Genomic DNA, 21,442 nt, shown 5'->3' with positions numbered 1-21,442 from the left:
TTCGGGACTGTCGGCGGCCCGCTTCAGGGGGCTTCCGGCCGCCGGGACGTCTCCGGCCGCCGGGTGTCGAAGGCGTCCAGGACCCGTGCGAGCGCCCGGTCGAACACGGCTTCCATGTCGATCGGCCCCGAGTCCTCCGCGAACGCCGCCGCCATGCGCGGATAGCGGCCCGACGCGATCTCCCGGCCCAGGTAGGCCATGCGTATGGCGTGCTCCCGCTCGGCGGACCACGGCAGGGATCTGGTGCGCTCGGCCGTCTGGAGCTCGTTGGCGACGTACGTGGTCACGACACCGTTGACCATCGCCACCAGCTCCATCTTCTCGCCGTAGGGCGCGTCGATGGCGTCCAGGCAGGTCAGGCTGTATTCGAGGTACCGCATCGTGTTCGGGCTGAATCCGTAGACCGCCGACATCAGCCGCGCCATCCAGGGGTGCGTGTGCATGATCGCGCGGGCGCGGTGCGCGAGGTCGGTCAGATCGGCCCGCCAGTCACCGGACGGCTTCTCGGGCAGGTCGTACTCGCCCGAGACCCGGTCGACCATCAGCTCGTACAGATCCTCCTTGCGCGGCACGTAGTTGTAGAGCGACATCGTGCCGCAGCCCAGTTCGGCGGCGACATGGCGCATGGTGACGGCGTCCAGGCCGCCCGTGTCGGCGAGACGGCAGGCCGCCGCCGCGATATCGGCGCGGCTGAAGGCCGGCTTGGGACCGCGTCCTGACCGCTCGGGACGTGCCCAGATCACTTCGGGTTCAGCAGGTCGCCCCGCCATCGATCATCACCTCGTCCACCATCTTAGTTACGTACAACGTACGTAGTGCGCTACGGTGGACCGCATGACAACTACGTACGCTGTACTTAGTGAAGGTCTGGAGAAACGCTACGGGGCCGATGTGTACGCCCTTCGCGGCCTGGATCTGGCCGTCGCGGAGGGCACGGTCTGCGGGGTGCTCGGGCCGAACGGCGCGGGCAAGACCACCGCCGTACGGATCCTGACCACCCTCACCGCCCCCGACGCGGGCACGGCGCTCGTCGCCGGGCACGATGTCCTCGCCGATCCGCGCGCGGTACGCCGGTCGATCGGGGTCGCCGGCCAGTACGCCTCCGTGGACGGCGAGCTGACGGGCCGGGAGAACCTCCGGCTCTTCGCGAAGCTGCTCCGTCTCAGGGGCGCCGCGGGCCGGGCCCGTGCCGATGAGCTCCTGGAGCGGTTCGAACTGACGGACGCGGCGGACCGGCCGGCACGGACCTACTCCGGGGGGATGCGGCGGCGGCTCGATCTGGCCGCCAGTCTGCTGACCCGCCCCCAGGTGCTCTTCCTGGACGAGCCGACCACCGGGCTCGACCCGCACAGCCGCAACCAGATCTGGCGGGCCGTACGCGAACTCGCCGGCCTGGGCACCACGATCCTGCTGACCACGCAGTACCTGGAGGAGGCCGACCGGCTGGCCGACGACATCGTGCTGATCGACCGGGGCCGGGCCGCGCATCGCGGCACCCCGGCCGAACTCAAGGCGCTCATCGGCTCGTACGCGGAGGTCGTCCTCGCCGAGGAGCCCACGGAGACGGCGGCGGAGACGGCGATCCTCGCGGCGGCGGCCGTACTCGACCGGCTGACCGGTGCCGAGCCCGCGCTCGACCGGGAGCGCCGCACCGCGGGGGCCGTGGCGAAGGACCCGGCGCTGACCCTGCCCCGGCTCGTCCGGGAGCTGGACGCGGCGGGGGTGCCGGTGGCCGACGCCAGTCTGCGTCCGCCGACGCTCGACGAGGTGTTCCTGCGGCTGACCGACCGTACGGACCCCCGGGCGCCCCACCGGCACGACGAGCCGTCCGCCCGGCGGGACGAGCGGCACGACGAGCACGGGCGGCACGACGGGCGATACGACAAGGAGCACGCCGCATGAGCACCCTCGCGTACGACAGCGGTGCCGTCCTCGGACGCCACCTCCAGCGCATCAGGCACGCGCCGGGCGTGGTGATCCTCACCCAGGCCATGCCGGTCAACATGCTGCTGTTCTTCGGCTACGTCTTCGGCAGCGCACTCGCGATGCCGGGTGAGCAGTACCGCGCCTATCTCGTGCCGGGGCTGCTCGCCGCGACGGCCGCGGGCGGCGTCATGACCGGGATGTTCCAGGCGTCGCAGGACGTGCAGCGCGGGGTCATGGACCGGTTTCTGACGCTGCCGATGAGCAGGGTCGCCGTACCGCTGGGGCAGACCACGGCGGATCTGCTGACCACGGCCGCGGGGATGGTGCCGCTGCTGCTGGTGGGGCTCGCGGTGGGGTGGCGGATCGAGGGCGGCGCCCTCGGCGCGCTCGGCGCCCTCGGGCTGCTGCTGCTCTTCCGGTTCGCGGCCAACTGGGTCGGTACGTATCTCGGGCTGCTCATCCGAAATGAGGAGGCGGCCGGTCAGCTCGGCGCCGCGACATTCGTTCTGCCGCTGCTCTCCAACGCGTACATCCCGGCCGAGGGGCTGCCCGGCTGGCTGCGTGGGGTCGCGGAGTGGAACCCGATCAGCGCGCTCGCGGCGGCGGTCCGCGCTCTCTGCGGCAATGCCGCGCCGGCCGCGGACGCTGCCTGGCCGGTGGCCCATCCGGTGGCCGGATCGCTGTTCTGGTCGCTGCTGCTCCTCGCCCTGTTCGTACCGCTCGCGGTCCGGCGGTACGCCCGGAGCGACGCCTGAGACGAAGAAGGCCGGGGCGGCCGGCCCGGACCGGTGTCGGGGAGTGGAGCACCGGCCGGGGCCACCGCTTCGAGGAGCTACGAGGAAGAGGTGAAGAGAGGCAGAAGAGAGGTGAGAGGTGAGGTGAGGAAGGGTCACGCACCAGGCGAACGCTCCGGCGCACTGCTGCGGGCCCGCTGGGGATGACGGACGAGTGGAGTGCAGCACTGCGCCGGACGGCGTGATCACCCGAGCGCGTTCGGGAAAACCCGGACGCGCTCAGGCATGCCATAACGCCGTGAGGCGGTCACGCGCTCACGGTGTTGGCGCGCCGGCGCCATGGAGCCGTGAGGATCAGCGGCGGCTGCCGAACAGCGAGCGGCGCAGCCGCCGCAGCGGCGCGAAGAGCGAGACACGCGCGCCCTTGCTTCTCTGTGCCTCCGAGCGATCACGCGATGTCAGCTCGCGCATCAGCAGCGTCGCCTCGGCCGTCTCCCGCTGTGGCACGGCGGGTCCGCCGAGCACCGAGAGATGTCGGTCGAGACGCGAACTGGACGCGCCGCTCCCGCATGTGATCGCAGGGACTCGCGCCCTGCTGTGCACCGTTATCTGTTCCATTTCACTCCCCACCCGTACGAGGGCACCCGGCCCGGGCAGGTTAACCCTATCGCCCCACCGGGACACCCGTGTATACCGCCTTTGCGACGGACCACACCCGTACGGGTAGCGACCCCCACCGCCCGATCCATCTTATTTCAGGGCGAGTTGGACACTTCGCCGCATCGGGGACCACAGCGTGCGGCGGGGCCGGTTCCGGGTCTCTCCAGGCCCCGGCGACCGGCCCCGCGCTCGTCATCCGGGCGTCAGGCCGCCGAGCGGAAGGCCGGCAGATAGCCGCCCGACTGACCGGCGGCGGTGGGGTGGTACGACTCACCGATGTTGAGCCAGTTCACGCTGTGCAGCCACGCCGAGCCGGAGCAGATCTCATGTCCGGTGAAGGCCCCGGCGACATCGGCGAAGGTGAAGCCGTGGTCGGCCGCCCGCTTGGCGGTCGCCGTGTTGAGGTAGTCGGCGGCGCTGTTGATCGCGGCGCGCTCGTTCTCGCTCAGCCCTGAGGTGCAGGTGCCGTTGAGCTGGTAGAAGCGCGGATACCCGAGGACGACCACCCGGGCCGACGGCGCCTTGGATCTGATCGCCGTGTACACCGAGTCGAGGTTTCCGGGCAGGGTGTTGTCGACGAACGCGCGCGCCGTCGCGACCCGGTTGAGGCAGGTGGCCTCCGACTGGAGCACGCAGGTGGTCATCACGTCGGCGAAACCGGCGTCGTTCCCGCCGATGCTGATGCTGACGAGATCGGTTCCCGAGTTGACCGGGCCCAGCTGACTGGCGGTCACATCACCCGTACGGGCGCCGGAACAGGCGGTGAACGCGAACGAGGCGGGTGCGTTCGCGGCAGCCCAGAGCGCGGGGAACGCCTTGGGGGTGCGTTTGCAACTGCCGCTCCCGCTGTCGTAGCTGCCGGAACCGACGCCCGAGGAGTACGAGTCGCCGAGCGCCACATAGTCGACGGCTGCCGCCGAGTCCGCGGCCTGGGCCGTGGCGGCTCCGGTGAGAGCGAGCACGGCGCCGAGAAGGAGCGAGGACGAGAACGCTGTGATGCGGGACAGTTTCATAAGACCTCTCCTAGCGGGATTGCTGCCTCAACTTAGTTACCAGGCAGTTCACTTCACTGGAAGTGTTCATGCCAAGAACATTCCACGAGGCTTCCGGCCGGAGCATCAGAAGCGCATGCTTCGCCCCTATTCGAATAGATCTGATCGAAGAGGTAATGGAATCGACCGGCGATGTACGGCCAAAGAAGCGAAAAGCGTACCGACGTTCCAGGTGTTGCCAACGGGACCCCCCTCACCCATACCGGCGTGCCTCCACCCGCGCCGGTCCGTCGCACGTGTGGCTCAAGGGGAGCGCCCAGGAGTCGCGTTGACCTCCAGTGGGGAGGTGAGCCGTACGAACGCGGCCGTCCGGGGGTGACGGCCATGGGTGCGGGCGCGCGGAGCGAGCTCCGGCGCGTTCGGTCACCAGGCCCTGTCCGGTCGCCGCCACAGGGCAAAACACCGTGCATCGGCCGCGCCTGTGCCGGATCATGGGCGACATGTCTGCCAAGCCTCAGGACGCCCTGCCGATCCGGCTCAACGTCGACGACAGCGACTCGCCCTCGGATGTGGTCGACGCGCTGTTCCTCGGCCGCTTCGCCACGGGCGAGCAGCCGCACTCCCACAGCTCCACGATCGACCGGGTCAGATCGGGGGTGACGCTGCTGCCGCCGGACGCGACCGTGCTGCGCTCGGCCCGCGACGACGACCGCAGCGCGACGCTCGCCGAGGGCGCCGGCTGGACGCTGCTGGTGTCCCGCTGGAACCGCGGCGCCGATGTCACGGTGACGGCGGTCAGCTCGGAACTGGCCGAGAAGATCCACCACCAGGTGACCGACGGCGCGCAGGACGAACCGGAACCGCAGCCCGAGAACGTGACCATGGGCTTCTGGTACGTCTCACCGCGCCGCGGCCCGCACCGCACCACCCGGCAGATCGCGGCCGGTACGTGGGACGAGGTCAGGCCCAACTACACCGCGCCGGTGGCCGACGCGATGGACCGGCTGATGAAGGTGACCCCGGACGACATCGCGGGCCGGCTGCTCCTGCTGCACGGCCCGCCCGGCACCGGCAAGACGTCCGCGCTGCGCACGCTGGCCCGTTCGTGGCGCGACTGGTGCCAGGTGGACTGTGTGCTCGACCCCGAGCGGCTCTTCAACGATGTCGGCTATCTGATGGACATCGCGATCGGCGAGGACGACGGCTCGGCGAAGGGCCGCTGGCGGCTGCTGCTCCTGGAGGACTGCGACGAGCTGATCCGCGGCGAGGCCAAGCACACGGCGGGACAGGCGCTCTCGCGGCTGCTGAACCTCACCGACGGACTGCTCGGCCAGGGCAGGAACGTACTGGTGGGGGTGACGACCAACGAGGACCTGGAGCGGCTGCATCCGGCGGTGGTCAGGCCGGGACGCTGTCTGGCCAGGATCGAGGTCGGCTCACTGACCCGTCCGGAGGCGCTGTCCTGGCTGAGCAGGGAGGACGGCGACTGGGAGACGGCGGTCGGCCGCGAGGGAGCGACGCTGGCGGAGCTGTACGCGCTGCGCCGCGGCACCGGCCCGGCGTCGGTCCCGGCCCAGCACACGGGCGAGGACGCGGGCCTCTACCTCTGACGCCCCGCGTCCGGCGCCCGATGGCCCGTCACCCGCCGGCCCGGCAGCCGGCCGTGCCGTTTCCGGTCATCTGGCGTAGACGGCCCGTACCGCTTCCTCCACCGCGGCGAGCGCGGCGGCCCGGCCGAGCCCCAGTCGCTGGGCGCGCTCCGCGTAGGCCCGCGCGGCCGCCGCGGTCTCCCGCTCGGCGGCCTCCCCCGCGGCGGCGACGAACGTACCGTTTCTGCCCCGGGTCTCGATCACCCCGTCGGTCTCCAGCGCGCGATATGCCTTGGCGACGGTGTTGGCGGCCAGCCCCAGCTCCTCGGCGAGCCCCCGTACGGTCGGGAGTCTGTACCCGACCGGCAGCGCGCCTGACCGCGCCTTCGCGGAGATCTGGGTACGCAGTTGTTCGTACGGTGGGGTCGTGGCGGCCGGGTCGATCACGATCTTCAAGGTCACGAATCGATTCTCCCCCACGACCCACCGCCACCGTGCGGTACACGGCAGGGGTGGCCGGAACGCGACGGGAGCGGGGCGCGTAAGGGGCGGCGCCCCGGTGGTACCCCGTCAACGGTCCTGCGCTTCCGTGCTCCCGGAGATGGCCGTGTCAGTGACCGAGCCGGTGCCTGTGCCGGTGCCTGTGCCTGTGCCGGTATCGGCAGCGGAGGCGGAGGCGGCAGCGGTGGCGGTGGCGGTGGCCGGCAGGATGACCGAACGGTCCGGGGTGCCCGGGGTGTGGGCGATCGGATCGTCGTCCTCGTGCCAGTGGATGACGAAGCGTTCGCCGGCGCGATAGGCGTCGAGTCCCGCGCGGCAGAAGGCGACCAGATCGTCCGGGAGCGCGGACAGCGGATGCCAGGAGAGGCCGGAGCACTTCTCCGGCTCGCGGTTGTACGGCTCGCCCCCGGCGCCGTACCCCGCCTCGAAGAACCAGCCGATCCGGGGCTGTCCGGCCGGTCCCCGGTGCTGCATGACCAGCGCGACGCGCAGATCGGCGGGGGTCAGCTCGACGCCGATCTCCTCGCGCGCCTCACGGATCATGGCCGTACGGACGTCCTCGCCCGGCTCGACATGTCCTGAGGGCCCGTTGAGCAGGCCGTCCCCGTATCCCGTGCCGGAGCGGCGGGCGAGCAGGACCTCGTCGCCCCTGCGCAGGATCAGATGGACATCGACCACCTCGGTATGGCGCTCGGGCGGGGCCGACCGGGCGATCAGCGCGTACCGTTCATCGTCCACCGGGCGGCCCCAGAGGGCGGGGTCGGCGGAGAGCCACTCATGGTGGACCCGTTCGCCGAGCGGGGCCAGGGCGGCGGTGAGCCGCGCGGCGGGCAGGCCGCCCGTACCGGACCAGACCCCCTCGATCAGCACCAGCCGGCCACCCGGTCGCAGCAGCGACGCCCAGTGCCGCAGCGCCTCTTCGGGATCCGGCAGCATCCACACCACATGGCGGGCCAGGACCACGTCGAACGTCCGCTCCCCCACCGGCGGCCGTCCCGCGTCGCCGACCAGCACCTCCGCGTCCGTACCCGCGAGCTTGGATCTGGCCAGAGCCACCATGCGGGGCGAGAGATCGACGGCCGTGACCCGATGGCCCCGCTCGGCGGCGAGCAGGGCCAGGCTCCCCGTACCGCATCCGAGGTCGAGCACCCGGGAAGGAGCCCCGGGCAGCCAGTCCGCCAGCCGGGCGGCCCAGGCGGCGCGGACGCCGGGGTCCAGCAGCCCGTGATCGGGCTCCTGGTCGAAGGAGTCGGCGAGGGAGTCCCAGTCGATCGTCGTCATGCTCCGATGGTGGCACCCACCACTGACAACGCCCCTGACCTCCTGCCGACCACGTGCCGCCGCCCCGCGACCACCGGAGTGGCGGTCGCGGGGCGGAGAAGGGTGCGGCCGTGCGTCAGTCGTCGCCGGTCACACCGTCACATCACCACGGTCGCCGCGGTCACTACGGTCGCGGCGCTCGCGGCGCAGCGCGATCAGCTTCTTCACCCCAGGCCAGGCGAGCAGCAGCACGATCACCGCGTACACCGTCACGGAGAACGGCGTGTTGACCAGTCCTGACACGCTTCCGTCGCTGATCTGGAGCGCGCGCCGCAGCTGCTGTTCGGCGGCCGGGCCCAGGATGACGCCGATCACGGCCGGCAGCACCGGCAGTCCGTAGCGCCGCATACCGAAGCCGATCAGACCGATGATCAGCAGGATGACCAGGTCCAGCGCCTCCCCGCCGACCGCGTACGCGCCGACGGCCGCGAAGAAGAGGATCCCCGCGTAGAGATAGGGGCGCGGGATGCGCAGCAGCTTGGCCCAGACCGGTGCGAGCGGCAGGTTGAGCGCGAGCAGCAGCACCATGCCGACGAAGAGCGAGGCGATCAGGCCCCAGACCAGATCGGGTTCGCGTTCGAAGAGCAGCGGTCCCGGCTGGATGCCGTACTGCTGGAAGGCGGCCAGCATCACGGCGGCGACGGCCGTCGTGGGCAGTCCGAGGGTCAGCATCGAGACCAGCGTCCCGGCCGCCGAGGCGGAGGCCGCGGACTCGGGTCCCGCCACGCCCTCGATGGCGCCCTTGCCGAACTCGTCCTTGTGCTTGGAGAGCCGCTTCTCCGTGACGTACGAGAGGAACGTGGGGATCTCCGCGCCGCCGGCCGGGATCGCGCCGAACGGGAAGCCGATGACCGGGCCGCGCAGCCAGGGCCGCCAGGTGCGGCTGACGTCCTTCTTGCCGAGCCAGGGGCGGCCGACCGGAATGGCCTCGCCCGTGGAGCGCCGCAGGTGCGCGGCGACCCAGAGGGCCTCGCCGATCGCGAAGAGCCCGACCGCGACGATGACGACGTCGATGCCGTCGGCGAGCTGGAGCGAGCCGAAGGTCAGCCGCTGCTGGCCGGTCATCTGGTCGAGGCCGACCAGACCGAGGGTGAGTCCGATGAGCAGCGAGGCGAGTCCGCGGATCCGGGAGGAGCCGAGGACGGAGGTGACGGCGATGAACGCCAGCACCATGATCGCGAAGTAGTCGGGGGCGCCGATGTCCACCGCGAGCGAGGCGACGGTGGGCGCGAGGACCACCAGCAGGATCGTGCCGATCATGCCGCCGGCGAAGTGTCCGCCGGCCGCCGCGGCGAGCGCCTGCGCTCCCCGTCCGGCCTTGGCCATCGGGTTGCCCTCGATGGCGGCCACCACGGCGGCGCTCTCACCGGGGGTGTTGAGCAGGATCGAGGTGGTCGAGCCGCCGAACATCGCGCCGTAGTAGATACCGGCGAACATGATGAATGCGCCGGTCGGTTCGAGCCCGTACGTCACGGGGAGCAGCAGTGCGACGGCCATGGCGGGGCCGATGCCGGGCAGGACCCCGATGGCCGTGCCGAGCAGCACGCCTATCGCGGCCCAGAGCAGATTCATCGGCGTGAGCGCCGTACCGAAGCCGTCGATGAGCGAGTTCAGGGAGTCCATCGGTTACAGCACCCCCATCAGCGGGCCACCGGGGAGGGGGACACCGAGCAGGTTGTTGAAGACGAAGTAGGTGACCAGCGCGAGGCCCGCGGCGATGAGCGGGTCACGGTGGTAGTGGCGGCTGCCGAGCGCGTACGCCGAGCCCCAGAAGAGCAGGGCGCCGGAGATCGGGAAGCCGAGCGGGCCGATGAGGACGGCGTTGCCGAGGAAGACACCGGCGAGCAGCAGGACGGTCCGCCAGTCGCTGGGCTCCGCGAGGTCGATGTCCTCGCCGCCCTCCGCCTCGCCCCGGCCGCCGCGCAGGACGTCGAGGGTGAGCAGTACGGCGACGACGATCAGGCCGACGCCGACGACGACCGGGACGGTCTTGGGGCCGACGGGGCCGCGCTGGGCGATGTCGACGTTCATGGTGAGCGCGTCGGTGAGGACGAGGACACCGAGGACGAGCAGGAGGAGTCCGACGCCGATCTCGGAGTGCTCGCGCAGCCAGGAGCGGGCGCCGGAGTCCGGTGTTCCGGAGGCTGCCCGCGGTGCGGTCGCCGGGTGCGGCTTGTTCGGTGTTTCCGGCGTGCCGGTGGGTGACATCACAGTCCCAGCTCCTTCAGGACCGAGTCCACGCGGCGGTCTTCCTCGGCGAGGAAGTCGCCGAACTTCTCGCCGGTCAGGAACGCGTCGTCCCAGCCGTTCTTCTTGAGGGAGTCCCGCCACTGGGGCGAGTCGTGGAGCTTCTCGAAGAAGGCGAGAAGCTTGGTGCGTTCGGCGTCGGAGATGCCCGGCGGGGCGACGATGCCGCGCCAGTTGGTGAAGTCGGTGTCGAGGCCGGACTCGCGCAGGGTGGGGGCGTCCAGGCCGGGGATCCGCTCGGGGCCGGTGACCGCGAGGAGCCGCAGCTCACCCGATTCGATCTGGTCGAGGTACTCGCCGAGGCCGGAGACTCCGAAGGCGACCTTGTTGCCGAGGATCGAGGCGAGGAGTTCACCGCCGCCGTCGAACGGGATGTAGTTGACCGTCTTCGGGGCGATGCCCGCGGCGTCCGCCATCAGCATGGGGGCGAGATGGTCGGGCCCGCCGGGCGCCGATCCGCCGCCGACCGGCACCTTGGCCGGGTTGGCCTTCCAGGCTGTCAGCAGGTCGTCGATGGTCTTGAACGGGGAGTCCTTGCCGACGACGACGATGTCCGATTCCTCGGTGATCCGGGCGATCGGGGTCGTGTCGGCGAGGGTCTTGGGCGACTTGTTGGTGTGGACGGCGCCGACCACCCCGAGCCCCATGGACATCGCGAGCTTGCCGTTGCCGTGCTCGCCGACGAGCCGGGTGAGCCCGACGGTGCCGCCGGCCCCGGGCAGGTTGAAGACCTCGATGTTGTGGGTCAGTTCGGCGTCCTCGGCGTTCTTGGCCAGGGTGCGGGCCGTGATGTCGTAGCCGCCGCCGGGGGTGTTGGGGACCATGAAGCGCAGGCCGGGGATCTGCGTACCGGTGTCGGCGCCACTGCCCGAGGAGAGCAGCGGCGGCCCCACCAGCACCAGCAGCGCCGACCCGAGCAGGGCCAGGGGGGTGCGCGATCGCACGTGTGCCGCCTTTCGGAGTGCTCTGCGCGCAGAGGTGCGCGAAAAGCTGTGAAGTGGGCCACATGTTGCCTTCGCGTTAACAAGCTGTCTCTCTTCCGGAATCAACGGACGTTGTGGTCGTTGTGGTCGCCGCCTAGCGTGTCGGCGTGATGAAAGTGCTGGTGGTGGACGACGACTTCATGGTCGCGAAGCTGCACAGCCGCTATGTGTCCGCGATGGACGGGTTTTCGGTCGTCGGGGTGGCCCACAGCGGTGCCGAGGCGCTGCGCGCCGCCGAGCGGCTGTGGCCCGACCTGGTCCTGCTCGACATCTATCTGCCCGATATGGACGGGATCGCCGTACTGCGCGAGCTGCGGGCGGCGGAGGAACGGGACCGAAGACCCAACAGCGTCGACGCCCTGTTCATCACGGCCGCGCGGGACGCGGGCGTGATCAGGGCGGCGCTGCGGGCCGGCGCCCTGCACTATCTGATCAAGCCCTTCAACCAGGCGGCGCTCCAGGAGCAGCTGCGCCACGTCGCCTCCCTCCGCTCGCGCCTGGCCGGCCTGGGCGAGGCGCGCCAGGAAGACGTGGACCACATCTTCGGCACGCGCCCGCCCGGCAGCCGCGGCCTCCCGAAGGGCCTGGCCCCGCACACCGCCGACCTGGTCGAACGCGTCCTGCGCGAGCACGCGGACGGCCTCTCGGCCACGGAGTGCGCGGAGGCGGGCGCCCTGTCTCGGGTGAGCGCCCGCCGCTATCTGGAGTACTTCGCGACCACGGGCCGAGCGGAGATCACCCTCCGCTACGGCGGCACGGGCCGCCCGGAACGCCGCTACCGCTGGCGGGCCTGAACACGTAACGGGCCTCCAGGGTTACGTCTTCGCCGCCGGCCCACCACGGAGCACGGGACAGCGCCTACTCCTTGTGGCCCGTCGTGGCGACCGTGACGCCGAGGCCGATCATCGTGAGCCCGCCGGCCCCGCCGACCAGGGAGAGCCGCCGGGGTGAGCGGGCGAACCAGCTCCGTGTGGTGTCCGCGACCAGTCCCCATACGCTGTCGCAGGCCAGTGCGATGACATTGAAGACCAGCCCGAGCAAGAGCATCTGAACCGTGGCGTGCCCCCGCTCGCGGTCGACGAACTGGGGCAGTACGGCCGCGAAGAACACCATGGTCTTGGGGTTCGCCACGCCTACCGCGAACCCCTCCCACACCGTGCGCAGGCCGCTGTGCGCGGGGCCCTCGCCGGCGAACGCGGCGCGCATCGAGCCGCGTTGCCGTACGGCCTTGACGCCGAGGTACACCACGTACGCGGCGCCCACGAGCTTCAGCGTCGTGAAGACGAGCACCGAGCGCTCCACGACGGCGCCGACCCCGAGGGCCACGGCCACGACGAGCACGCAGGCTCCGAGCGTGTTCCCCACGACCGTGGTCAGCGCGGCCCGGCGCCCCTGTGCCAGGGCCCGTCCGATCACGAACAGCACGCTGGGGCCGGGGATCACGATCAGCAGGAACGACATGGCCGCGAACGCCAGCAGTCGGTCGGTGGACACCATGAGGCACATGCAAGCACGGGGACGGCTCGCGCCCGCAGCCCTTTTCCGCACGCCGGATCGCGCCCCGCACTTCGTAGAAAGCGCTTCACCCAACTTCTGCGCGAAGCATTGACGAAACATCGGGACCGGCTCTAGCTTCATCGCGTCGTACTTCGTACGTCATATATGAGACACGAGATGTGAGAGCGCCCATGGCCTTCGCCCCGAGTCCGATCCCCTCCCGCACCCAGTACGTTCTGGAAGCGATCAAACACGGCATCCTCACCGGCGGTCTCAGCCCCGGTCAGGCCCTGGTCGAGACCGAACTGGCCGCACAATTCGGGGTGTCGAAGACTCCGGTGCGGGAGGCGCTGAAGACCCTGGCGGGCACCGGCCTCGTCGTCATGAGCCAGTTCAAGGGTGTCACCGTCCGTGCGGTCGACGCGGCGATGGCCCACGAGGTGTACGACGTACGGCTGTTGCTGGAGCCGGAGGCGCTCCGCCGCTCGCTGGCCCTTCGCGCCTCGCTGGAGCCCGCCAGGGAAGCCCTGGTCAAGGCCGACGAAGCGGCGGACCGGGCCGAACGCTCCCTCGCCAACAGGGAGTTCCACCGGGCGCTGTATCTCCCCTGCGGCAATCCGCTGCTGGCCCGGATGCTCGACGAGGTACGGGACCAGGCGGCCCTCGTCTCGACCGTCGCGTGGGCCGCCGTCCCGTCCTGGGAGCAGGAGGCCGGGGAGCACCGGGAGATCCTGCGGCTCGCGCTCGCCGGTGACGCCGACGGCGCCGCACGTGCCCTGCACGACCACATCGCCTCGTTCGTACAGCGGGCGTTCCCCGAGGGAGACCACGCATGACGACCAGCCCCGATCTCGCCTCCTCGCGGGACGCGCTCGCCGATGTCGTGGCGATCCCCGTCACCCCGTTCGGCGACGACGACACGCTCGACATCACCGCCCATCGCGCCCTGCTGCGCCGGCTGCTCGACGGCGGCGTCCGCACCCTCACCCCGAACGGCAACACCGGTGAGTACTACGCGCTCAGCCCCGACGAGCGCCGCGTCGTCACCGAGCTGACCATCGAGGAGGCGGCGGGCCGGGCCTCCGTGCTGGTCGGCATCGGCCTCGACCTGCCGACGGCGGTGGCCGCGGCGAGGCATGCCCGCGAGGCCGGAGCCGGGATGGTGATGGTCCATCAGCCCGTCCATCCCTATGTCTCGCAGGCCGGCTGGATCGACTACCACCGCACCATCGCGGACGCGGTGCCCGAGCTGGGCGTCGTCCCGTACATCCGCAATCCGCAGCTGAGCGGTGCGGGCCTCGCGGCGCTCGGGGAGCTGTGCCCCAATGTCATCGGGGCGAAGTACGCCGTACCGGACGCCGCGGGCTTCGCGGCCTTCGCGCGGGACGCGGGTCTGGAGCGGTTCGTCTGGGTCGCGGGGCTCGCCGAGCTGTACGCGCCCTCGTACTTCGCGGGCGGGGCCACCGGCTTCACGTCGGGCCTCGTCAATGTCGCACCGGCCGTCTCGCTGGGGATGCTGGAGGCGCTGCGGGCCGGGGACTACGCGGCGGCCATGAAGGTGTGGGAGCAGATCAGGCCGTTCGAGGAGCTGCGGGCCGCGCGGCAGTCCGCCGACAACGTGACGGTGGTCAAGGAGGCGCTGGCCGCGCTCGGTCTGTGCCGGCGCGACATCCGGCCGCCGAGCCGCGCCCTGCCCGAGGAGCGGCGCGCCGAGGTGGCCGCGATGGTGGCGGGGTGGGCGATATGACCGTACGGCGAGAGGGCGCGGCCGGACGGCCGGCCGACGGGACGGCACGACCCCCGGGCGGGACGGCACACCGCCCCGGCAGCGGTACGGAGCCCGGCAGCGGCGCGGAGACCCGCAGCGGTACGGAGCCCGACAGCGGCGCGGAGCCCGAGGGCCCCGCCGTACGCCCCGAGGACCTGCGCAGTCATCGCTGGTACGGCGGCGACGGATCGACCGGCCTCCGCTCCTTCAGCCACCGCGCCCGCACCCGCCAGCTCGGCTATCTCCCCGAGGAGCATCTGGGCAAGCCGGTCATCGCGATCCTCAATACCTGGTCCGACATCAACCCCTGCCATGTCCACCTGCGGGAGCGCGCGCAGGCGGTGAAGCGAGGGGTGTGGCAGGCCGGCGGATTCCCGCTGGAGTTCCCCGTCTCCACGCTCTCCGAGACGTTCCAGAAGCCCACGCCCATGCTCTACCGCAATCTGCTGGCGATGGAGACGGAGGAACTGCTCCGCTCCTATCCGGTCGACGGCGCGGTGCTGATGGGCGGCTGCGACAAGACGACTCCGGCGCTGCTGATGGGCGCGGCGAGCGTCGATCTGCCCGCCGTCTTCGTACCCGCCGGGCCCATGCTGCCGGGGCACTGGCGCAACGAAGTGCTCGGCTCGGGCACGGACATGTGGAAGTACTGGGACGACAAGCGCGCCGGGCTGATCGGCGACGCCGAGATGGCCGAGCTGGAGAACGGTCTGGCCCGGTCACCCGGCCACTGCATGACCATGGGCACCGCCTCCACGCTCACCGCCGCCGCCGAGGCGCTGGGCGTCACCATGCCCGGGGCCTCCTCGATCCCGGCCGTGGACTCCGGGCACGACCGGATGGCCGCGGCGTCCGGCCGACGCGTGGTGGAGCTGGTACGCCATGATCTGCGGCTCTCGAAGATCCTGACCCGGGAGGCGTACGAGGACGCGGTGGCCACCGTCCTCGCGCTGGGCGGCTCGACGAACGCGGTGATCCATCTGATCGCGATGGCGGGACGGTCGGGCATCCGGCTCACCCTCGACGACTTCGACAGGACCGCGCGTACGGTGCCGGTGCTGGCGAACCTCCGTCCCGGCGGCCGGTATCTGATGGAGGACTTCCACTTCGCCGGCGGACTGCCCGCGTTCCTGGGGCGGTTGACGGACGTCCTGCACCTGGACCGGCCGACCGTCGCGCACGCCACCCTGCGGGAACAGCTCGACGGCGCGCTCGTCCACGATCCGGAGGTGATCCGGCCGCGCGACAACCCGCTCGCACCGGAGGGCGGGGTGGCGGTCCTGCGCGGCAATCTCTGTCCCGACGGCGCGGTCATCAAGCACATCGCCGCCGAACCGCGCCTGCTCGAACACACCGGTCCCGCCGTGGTCTTCGACGACTACCGGACGATGCAGCGGACCATCAACGACCCGCAGCTCGGCATCACCCCCGATCACGTGCTGGTGCTGCGCAACGCGGGCCCCAAGGGCGGCCCCGGCATGCCGGAGTACGGGATGCTGCCGATCCCGGACTATCTCCTCAAACAGGGGGTGCGCGACATGGTCCGGATCTCCGACGCCCGGATGAGCGGCACGAGTTACGGCGCGTGCGTCCTGCACATCGCGCCCGAGTCCTATGTCGGCGGGCCGCTCGCGCTCGTGCGCACCGGCGACACGATCACGCTCGACGTCGGCGCCCGCAGTCTCCATCTCCACCTGTCGGAGGAGGAGTTGGCGCGGCGGCGCAGCGCGTGGACACCGCCGCCCGAGCGCTACCAGCGCGGTTACGGCGCGCTCTACAACGAACAGATCACCCAGGCCGACACCGGCTGCGACTTCGCCTTCCTGGCGAAGCCCGGCGAGGTGCCCGACCCGTACGTGGGCTGAGACGGCCCCGCGCACGACCGCCCGTCGCACGACCGCCCATTCCTCGTCCGCAACCTCATCGTCCCCTCCCCCATCCCCTCCCCTCTCATTCACCCGATCCACCGGTTCGACATGTCGAACACCGTCTGCGAAGCGCTTCACCAACGGAACGGAGAAGCAGTCATGGCCTCAGCTGTGGCGCAGGACCCACCAGGGGCTCCACCGCCCCTGACCCCCGGGAAGCCGGGGAAGCCCGGGAAGCCGGGGCGCCGTACGGGAGCCACACCACGCCGTCTCCCGTATCTGCTGATCGCCCCCGCCGGACTGCTGATGCTGGGCTTCATCGCCTATCCGATGCTCAGCGTCTTCTACTACAGCCTCCAGAACTACAACGTCACCAAGCCCTGGCGGAACGGCTTCGCCGGACTCGACAACTTCCGGCGGATCCTCACCGACGATCCGCTGTTCTGGGACAGCCTCGTCTTCAGCGGTAAATGGGTCGTCACGGAGGTCACGCTCCAACTGGCCCTGGGACTGGTGCTGGCGCTGCTCGTCAACCAGACCTTCGTGGGCCGCGCCGCGGCCCGTGCCCTGGTCTTCTCGCCCTGGGCCGTCTCCGGCGTACTGACAACGACCATCTGGCTGCTGCTCTACAACCCGTCCACGGGCGTCGGCCGCTATCTCGCGGACGCGGGCATCGGTGAGTACGGCTCCTCCGTGCTCTCCGACACCGGCACCGTGTTCTGGGCCGCCGTACTGGCCGAACTCTGGCGCGGGGTGCCGTTCTTCGCGATCCTCATCCTCGCCGATCTCCAGTCCATCCCCGGCGATCTCTACGAGGCGGCCTCGGTCGACGGGGCGAACAGGTTCCGGCAGTTCTTCCACATCACACTCCCCCACCTCAGGGACGCGATCATCCTCTCCACGCTGCTGCGCGCCGTGTGGGAGTTCAACAACGTCGATCTGCTGCTGACGCTCACCGAGGGCGGCCCCGCCGGTGTCACCACCACACTGCCGCTGTATGTGGCCGTCACCGGCTTCGAGGCACATGACTTCGGCTACGCGACCGCGCTGACGACCGTCGCCTTCGCGATCCTCCTCTTCTGCTCGATCCTCTATCTCCGCCTGAGCAAGTTCGGAGGCGACCACAAGTGACCGCTGTCATCACCGAGAAGGGCCTGCCCGCCGCGCCCGCGGACGGCGGCCGGAAGGCCCCGCCCCCGCGGCGGAGGCGGCGCGGGCGGCGCGAGCGGGCCTTCGACGAGGTCCCCCGGTGGCAGATCTATCTGCCGCTCGGCCTCTATCTGCTCTTCACGCTCGTCCCCTTCTACTGGATGCTGCTCTTCTCGCTGCGGCCCGCCGGCTCCACCTCGCTGGTGCCATGGCCGGTCACCTTCGACCACTTCGAGAAGGTCTGGAACGAACGCAGTTTCTCGGTCTTCTTCCAGAACAGCGCGCTGATCGGGGTCTTCACCCTGATCTGTACGACGGGGGTCGCGCTGGCCGGCGGCTACGCCCTGGCGCGCTTCGACTTCCGGATCAAGCAGGGCTTCATGCTGGCGCTGCTGTGCTCGCAGTTCATCCCGGGCGCGCTGATGCTCGTCCCGCTCTTCCAGATCTTCAAGAATCTGTCGCTGATCAACTCCCCGCTGAGCGTGGTCATCGCGGAGACGGTCTTCCAGCTGCCGCTGTCGATCATCCTGATCAGCGGCTTCATCAAGAACGTGCCGTACTCCCTGGAGGAGGCGGCCTGGGTGGACGGCTGCTCACGGTTCCAGGCGTTCCGTATCGTCGTCCTGCCCATGCTGCGGCCCGGTCTGATCGCCGTCGGCTCCTTCGCCTTCGTCCACAGCTGGAACCACTTCCTCTTCGCGCTGATGTTCCTGATGGACCAGGACAAGCAGACGATCCCGGTCGGCCTGTCCACGCTCATCGGGGCGGACAGTGTGGACTTCGGGGCGCTCGCGGCGGGCGGTGTGATCTCCGCCGTGCCGGTCGTCATCGTCTTCGCGTTCATCCAGAAGTGGCTGATCACCGGCTTCAGCGCGGGGGCGGTGAAGGGATGAGCCTCCCCGTCGTGCTGGCAGGGGCGCGCGGTCACGGCCGTACGCATCTGCGCAACATCCGCCGTCTCGAACACACCGGACAGGCACGGCTCGTGGGCATCTGCGAGCTGGAGCCACTGAGCCCGCGCGAGCTGGCCGACGCCGGTTACGGCGCTCCCGGGCCGACGCGGTCCGCCGGTCACGGTGCTCCCGGGCCCGCGCAGTCCGCCGATCTCGGCGCGCTGCTGGAGCGGACCGGCGCACGGATCGCCGTCATCTGCACGCCCATCCACACCCACACCGGGCTCGCGCTCACCGCCGCCGCCCATGGTGTGCACACGCTGCTGGAGAAGCCGACCACGGCTTCATACCCGGAGTACGCACGGCTGCTCGCCGGACTCGACGAGAAGGGCACGGCCTGTCAGGTCGGGTTCCAGTCGCTCGGCTCCCACGCGGTCGACGCGATCAGGGAGCTGGTCGCGGACGGCGCGATCGGGCCGCTGCGCGGGATCGGCGCCGCCGGGGCGTGGGTACGCGACGAGGCGTACTTCCGGCGGGTCCCCTGGGCCGGACGCCGGACCCTGGACGGGCGGGACGTCGTGGACGGGGTGCTCACCAACCCGCTCGCGCACGCGGTGGCAACCGCCCTGCGCATCGACGGCAGCGACCTGGCCGGGGATCTCGCGGAGGCGGAGCTCGAACAGTACCGGGCCCATGACATCGAGGCCGACGACACCAGTTGTCTGCGGGTGCGGACAGCGAGGGGGACCCGGATCACGGTCGCCGTCACGCTGTGCGCGGAGCGGAACGCCGAGCCGTACGTCCTGGTCCACGGGACGAGGGGCCGGATCACCTTCTGGTACAAGCAGGACCGGGTGCTGGTGGAGCGTACGGGCGCGGGCCCGGTCGAGACCGTCCACCCCCGTACCGACCTGCTGGAGAACCTGGTCGCGCATCTGCGCGACGGCAGCGGTCTGCTCGTACCGCCCCGCCGTACGGGCGCCTTCATGCGGATCGTCGAAGCCATCAGGACCGGACCGCTGCCCGAGCCGCTGCCCCCGGACGCCTGGTACAGCGCGCCGGGAGAGAAGGCGCCGCGCCGGATCGTCAAGGGTGTCGACGCGCTGGCCGAGGCCGCCGCCGAATCCCTCGCCACCTTCTCCGAGCTGGGCGCGGACTGGGGCGTGCCGCCGGCGCGGGTGCTTCCGCGGTGAGCGGGGCACGGCTCTCCCGGGCGGAAGAGGTGACGGTACTGCGCTGTGACGTCGGTCCCGTGGCCGAGTACGTACACCGGCCCCGGCTGCCCGGGACCCTGTCGCCGCGGCCGTATCTGCATCCCGTACGGACCCTCGGCGGTGTCACGGTCACGGAGCTGGGGCCCGCCGACCACGCACACCACCTGGGCGTCTCCATGGCGGTGCCGGACGTCGCCGGTGCCAACTTCTGGGGCGGGCGGACCTATGTACGCGACGAGGGCCCCGTATGGCTGGCCAACCACGGCACGCAGCGGCACACGGGCTGGCTGCTGCGGGACCCCGACGGCTGTGTGCAGGAGCTGTGCTGGACACAGGGCGACCGCCAACTGCTCACGGAGCGCCGCACGATCAGCGCTCTGGCGCTCTCCGGTGACGCGTGGGTCCTCGACTTCACCTCGTCGCTGACCAATGTGTCGGGCGGGGAGCTGTCGTTCGGCAGTCCGGCCACCAACGGCCGTACGGGGGCGGGGTACGGGGGATTCTTCTGGCGTGCGCCCAAGGGCGGCGCGGCGGACCCGGCGCCGGACGCCTTCACCGAGGACGCGTCGGGCGAGAGCGCGGTGCACGGGCGCACCGCGCCGTGGCTGGCGCTGGCGGGGCGGGACTGGACCCTGATCTTCGCCGGGGCGAACCGGGAGACCCGCGAGGACCCCTGGTTCGTCCGTACCGCCCAGTACCCGGGGGTCGGCTCCGCGCTGGCCTGGCGGCAGCGGCTGCCGCTGCCGGCGGGCGGGAGCGTCTCCCGGCGCGTGGTGACGGTCGTCGCGGACGGCCGGCTCGACCGGCAGGCCGCCGCCGCGCTCGCGCGGAAGGCGGTGGCGGTATGAGTGCCGACCGGGGAGAGGGCGAGGGAGAGGGCCGCGCCGGGACGGCCGCCTTCGAGCCCTTCGACGACTTCGACGACTTGCCCAGCACCGACTGACGCACGCCTGTGAGGAGAGCCGCATGACGCACCCGCCGCACCCGCACCTGCTCAGCAAGCGCTTTCGGACCAGAGCCGCCGCCTGCCTGACCGCTCTGGCCACCCTGCTCGCGGTCCTCGCCGCGATGCCCGCCGCCGCCGCACCGGGGCCGCGGCCGGGCACCGGCACCGGCAATGACACTGGCACTGGCACTGGCACTGGCACTGGCACCGTGCTGAACGTCCCGGCCGCGTACCGCACCGTTCAGGCCGCCGTGGACGCCGTACCCGCGGGCAACACCGGCCCGGTGACCATCGCCATCGCGCCCGGTACGTACCGGGAACAGGTCCGGGTACCGGCGAACAAGCCCCATCTGGTCTTCCAGGGCACGGGAAGCGACCGGTCGAAGTCGGTCATCGTCCACGACACCCCGAACGAGTACGGCGGTTCGAGCGGCAGTGCCACCGTCCTGATCGCGGCGGACGATGTCACCGCCCGCAATCTGACCTTCGTCAACGACTTCGACGAGGCGGCCCACGAGCTGGCCAACGAACAGGCGCTGGCGATGAAGACGACCGGTGACCGGATCGTCTTCGAGAACACCGCCTTCAAGGCCAACCAGGACACGCTGATGACCGACAGCCCCGCGCTGACCCGGATCAGCAGGGTCTATGTCCGGGACTCGTACATCGAGGGTGACGTCGACTTCGTCTACGGGCGGGCGACCACCGTCATCGACCGCTCCGTCATCAGGGCGCTCAGCCGTGGCTCCGCCACCAACAACGGCTACATCACGGCGGCCTCGACCTGGAAGGGCAACCCGTACGGCTTCCTGATCACCGACAGCCGGGTCACCAGCGACGCCCCCGCGCGCTCCTTCCACCTCGGCAGGCCCTGGCATCCGGGCGGCGAACCGGACGCGATCGGACAGGTGCTGTTCCGGAACACCGAGCTGCCCGCGGCCGTCAAGTCCTCGCCGTGGACCGACATGAGCGGCTTCCCGTGGCGTGAGGCGCGCTTCGCCGAGTACCGGACGTACGGCCCCGGGGCGGCCGTGACGCCCGACCGTCCGCAGATGACGGACGCGGACGCCGCCGTTCACCAGGTGTCGAACTATCTGACGGGCACGGATGGCTGGGCGCCGCACCGATGAACGCAGCAGAGAACCCACCGAGAGA

At 70.9% G+C, this 21,442-nt stretch carries 20 protein-coding genes and 1 pseudogene; 12 read left to right on the top strand and 9 right to left on the bottom strand.

Annotated elements, in window-relative coordinates:
* Positions 1 to 23: 23 nt before the first annotated feature.
* Positions 24 to 770: a TetR/AcrR family transcriptional regulator gene (locus tag ACIOGX_RS31415; RefSeq protein WP_401918048.1), complete on the bottom strand. Its 747-nt coding sequence runs from the start codon at positions 768 to 770 to the stop codon at positions 24 to 26.
* 64 nt (positions 771 to 834) lie between these two features.
* Here ACIOGX_RS31415 and ACIOGX_RS31410 point away from each other — a divergent pair, with 64 nt between their 5' ends.
* Entirely contained in the window at positions 835 to 1,902 is a 1,068-nt protein-coding gene (locus ACIOGX_RS31410) for an ATP-binding cassette domain-containing protein (RefSeq protein WP_401918046.1), read from the top strand.
* On the top strand, positions 1,899 to 2,681 hold the full coding sequence (locus ACIOGX_RS31405; RefSeq protein ID WP_401918044.1) for an ABC transporter permease: 783 nt from the start codon (positions 1,899 to 1,901) through the stop codon (positions 2,679 to 2,681). The genes ACIOGX_RS31410 and ACIOGX_RS31405 overlap by 4 nt, the downstream gene beginning before the upstream one ends.
* Positions 2,682 to 3,014: 333 nt before the next feature.
* On the opposite strand, the gene ACIOGX_RS31400 is transcribed toward ACIOGX_RS31405, so the two are convergent.
* A complete protein-coding gene (locus ACIOGX_RS31400; RefSeq protein ID WP_356518403.1) occupies positions 3,015 to 3,278 on the bottom strand; it encodes a hypothetical protein in 264 nt (87 codons plus the stop codon).
* 245 nt (positions 3,279 to 3,523) lie between these two features.
* Positions 3,524 to 4,333 (bottom strand): SGNH/GDSL hydrolase family protein, encoded by an 810-nt coding sequence (locus ACIOGX_RS31395; RefSeq protein WP_356518404.1) that lies wholly within the window; start codon positions 4,331 to 4,333, stop codon positions 3,524 to 3,526.
* 479 nt (positions 4,334 to 4,812) lie between these two features.
* Here ACIOGX_RS31395 and ACIOGX_RS31390 point away from each other — a divergent pair, with 479 nt between their 5' ends.
* The gene (locus ACIOGX_RS31390; RefSeq protein ID WP_356518405.1) at positions 4,813 to 5,922 is read left to right on the top strand and encodes a DUF5925 domain-containing protein; all 1,110 of its coding nucleotides are present in this window, start codon (positions 4,813 to 4,815) and stop codon (positions 5,920 to 5,922) included.
* A 66-nt stretch (positions 5,923 to 5,988) separates the two neighbouring features.
* Here ACIOGX_RS31390 and ACIOGX_RS31385 read toward each other — a convergent pair whose 3' ends face one another.
* The 5 genes from ACIOGX_RS31385 to ACIOGX_RS31365 form a co-directional block, all read right to left on the bottom strand.
* The gene (locus ACIOGX_RS31385) at positions 5,989 to 6,363 is read right to left on the bottom strand and encodes a GntR family transcriptional regulator (protein WP_356518406.1); all 375 of its coding nucleotides are present in this window, start codon (positions 6,361 to 6,363) and stop codon (positions 5,989 to 5,991) included.
* 108 nt (positions 6,364 to 6,471) lie between these two features.
* The gene (locus tag ACIOGX_RS31380) at positions 6,472 to 7,683 is read right to left on the bottom strand and encodes a methyltransferase domain-containing protein (RefSeq protein ID WP_401918041.1); all 1,212 of its coding nucleotides are present in this window, start codon (positions 7,681 to 7,683) and stop codon (positions 6,472 to 6,474) included.
* 129 nt (positions 7,684 to 7,812) lie between these two features.
* Positions 7,813 to 9,345, bottom strand: a complete 1,533-nt coding sequence (locus ACIOGX_RS31375; RefSeq protein ID WP_401918039.1) for a tripartite tricarboxylate transporter permease — start codon at positions 9,343 to 9,345, stop codon at positions 7,813 to 7,815.
* Positions 9,346 to 9,348: 3 nt separating this feature from the next.
* Positions 9,349 to 9,930 (bottom strand): tripartite tricarboxylate transporter TctB family protein, encoded by a 582-nt coding sequence (locus ACIOGX_RS31370; RefSeq protein WP_356518409.1) that lies wholly within the window; start codon positions 9,928 to 9,930, stop codon positions 9,349 to 9,351.
* Positions 9,930 to 10,913, bottom strand: coding sequence for a tripartite tricarboxylate transporter substrate binding protein (locus ACIOGX_RS31365; protein WP_129772522.1), 984 nt, complete (start codon positions 10,911 to 10,913; stop codon positions 9,930 to 9,932). Before ACIOGX_RS31365 ends, ACIOGX_RS31370 begins: the two co-directional genes overlap by 1 nt.
* A 149-nt stretch (positions 10,914 to 11,062) precedes the next feature.
* Here ACIOGX_RS31365 and ACIOGX_RS31360 point away from each other — a divergent pair, with 149 nt between their 5' ends.
* Positions 11,063 to 11,746: a response regulator gene (locus ACIOGX_RS31360; RefSeq protein WP_193564147.1), complete on the top strand. Its 684-nt coding sequence runs from the start codon at positions 11,063 to 11,065 to the stop codon at positions 11,744 to 11,746.
* A 64-nt stretch (positions 11,747 to 11,810) separates the two neighbouring features.
* Here the strand turns inward: ACIOGX_RS31360 and ACIOGX_RS31355 are convergent, their stop codons facing one another.
* Positions 11,811 to 12,449, bottom strand: coding sequence for a LysE family translocator (locus ACIOGX_RS31355; RefSeq protein ID WP_401918037.1), 639 nt, complete (start codon positions 12,447 to 12,449; stop codon positions 11,811 to 11,813).
* A 191-nt stretch (positions 12,450 to 12,640) separates the two neighbouring features.
* Between ACIOGX_RS31355 and ACIOGX_RS31350 the strand changes: the two genes are divergently transcribed.
* The 8 genes and pseudogenes from ACIOGX_RS31350 to ACIOGX_RS31315 all read left to right on the top strand — a co-directional run.
* Positions 12,641 to 13,285 carry a GntR family transcriptional regulator gene (locus ACIOGX_RS31350; RefSeq protein ID WP_356518417.1) on the top strand — a complete coding sequence of 215 codons (645 nt, stop codon included), beginning with the start codon at positions 12,641 to 12,643 and terminating at the stop codon, positions 13,283 to 13,285.
* The gene (locus tag ACIOGX_RS31345; RefSeq protein ID WP_129772518.1) at positions 13,282 to 14,196 is read left to right on the top strand and encodes a dihydrodipicolinate synthase family protein; all 915 of its coding nucleotides are present in this window, start codon (positions 13,282 to 13,284) and stop codon (positions 14,194 to 14,196) included. Before ACIOGX_RS31350 ends, ACIOGX_RS31345 begins: the two co-directional genes overlap by 4 nt.
* Positions 14,193 to 16,082 (top strand): L-arabinonate dehydratase, encoded by a 1,890-nt coding sequence (gene araD / locus ACIOGX_RS31340; protein ID WP_401918034.1) that lies wholly within the window; start codon positions 14,193 to 14,195, stop codon positions 16,080 to 16,082. The genes ACIOGX_RS31345 and araD overlap by 4 nt, the downstream gene beginning before the upstream one ends.
* 162 nt (positions 16,083 to 16,244) lie before the next feature.
* On the top strand, positions 16,245 to 17,216 hold the full coding sequence (locus ACIOGX_RS31335) for a carbohydrate ABC transporter permease (RefSeq protein WP_401764925.1): 972 nt from the start codon (positions 16,245 to 16,247) through the stop codon (positions 17,214 to 17,216).
* A gap of 8 nt (positions 17,217 to 17,224) precedes the next feature.
* Positions 17,225 to 18,127 (top strand): carbohydrate ABC transporter permease, encoded by a 903-nt coding sequence (locus ACIOGX_RS31330; protein WP_387012156.1) that lies wholly within the window; start codon positions 17,225 to 17,227, stop codon positions 18,125 to 18,127.
* Positions 18,124 to 19,320: a Gfo/Idh/MocA family protein gene (locus ACIOGX_RS31325; protein WP_401918032.1), complete on the top strand. Its 1,197-nt coding sequence runs from the start codon at positions 18,124 to 18,126 to the stop codon at positions 19,318 to 19,320. The genes ACIOGX_RS31330 and ACIOGX_RS31325 overlap by 4 nt, the downstream gene beginning before the upstream one ends.
* Positions 19,317 to 20,189 carry a PmoA family protein gene (locus tag ACIOGX_RS31320; protein WP_401918030.1) on the top strand — a complete coding sequence of 291 codons (873 nt, stop codon included), beginning with the start codon at positions 19,317 to 19,319 and terminating at the stop codon, positions 20,187 to 20,189. Before ACIOGX_RS31325 ends, ACIOGX_RS31320 begins: the two co-directional genes overlap by 4 nt.
* Before the next feature lie 223 nt (positions 20,190 to 20,412).
* Positions 20,413 to 21,417: pseudogene (locus tag ACIOGX_RS31315) on the top strand (pectinesterase family protein); the annotation flags it as partial.
* Between the last annotated feature and the right edge of the window lie 25 nt (positions 21,418 to 21,442).

This window comes from Streptomyces sp. NPDC088147 (assembly GCF_044741565.1).
Classification (GTDB): Bacteria; Actinomycetota; Actinomycetes; order Streptomycetales; family Streptomycetaceae; genus Streptomyces.
This window is presented reverse-complemented; position numbering and strand designations above follow the sequence as displayed.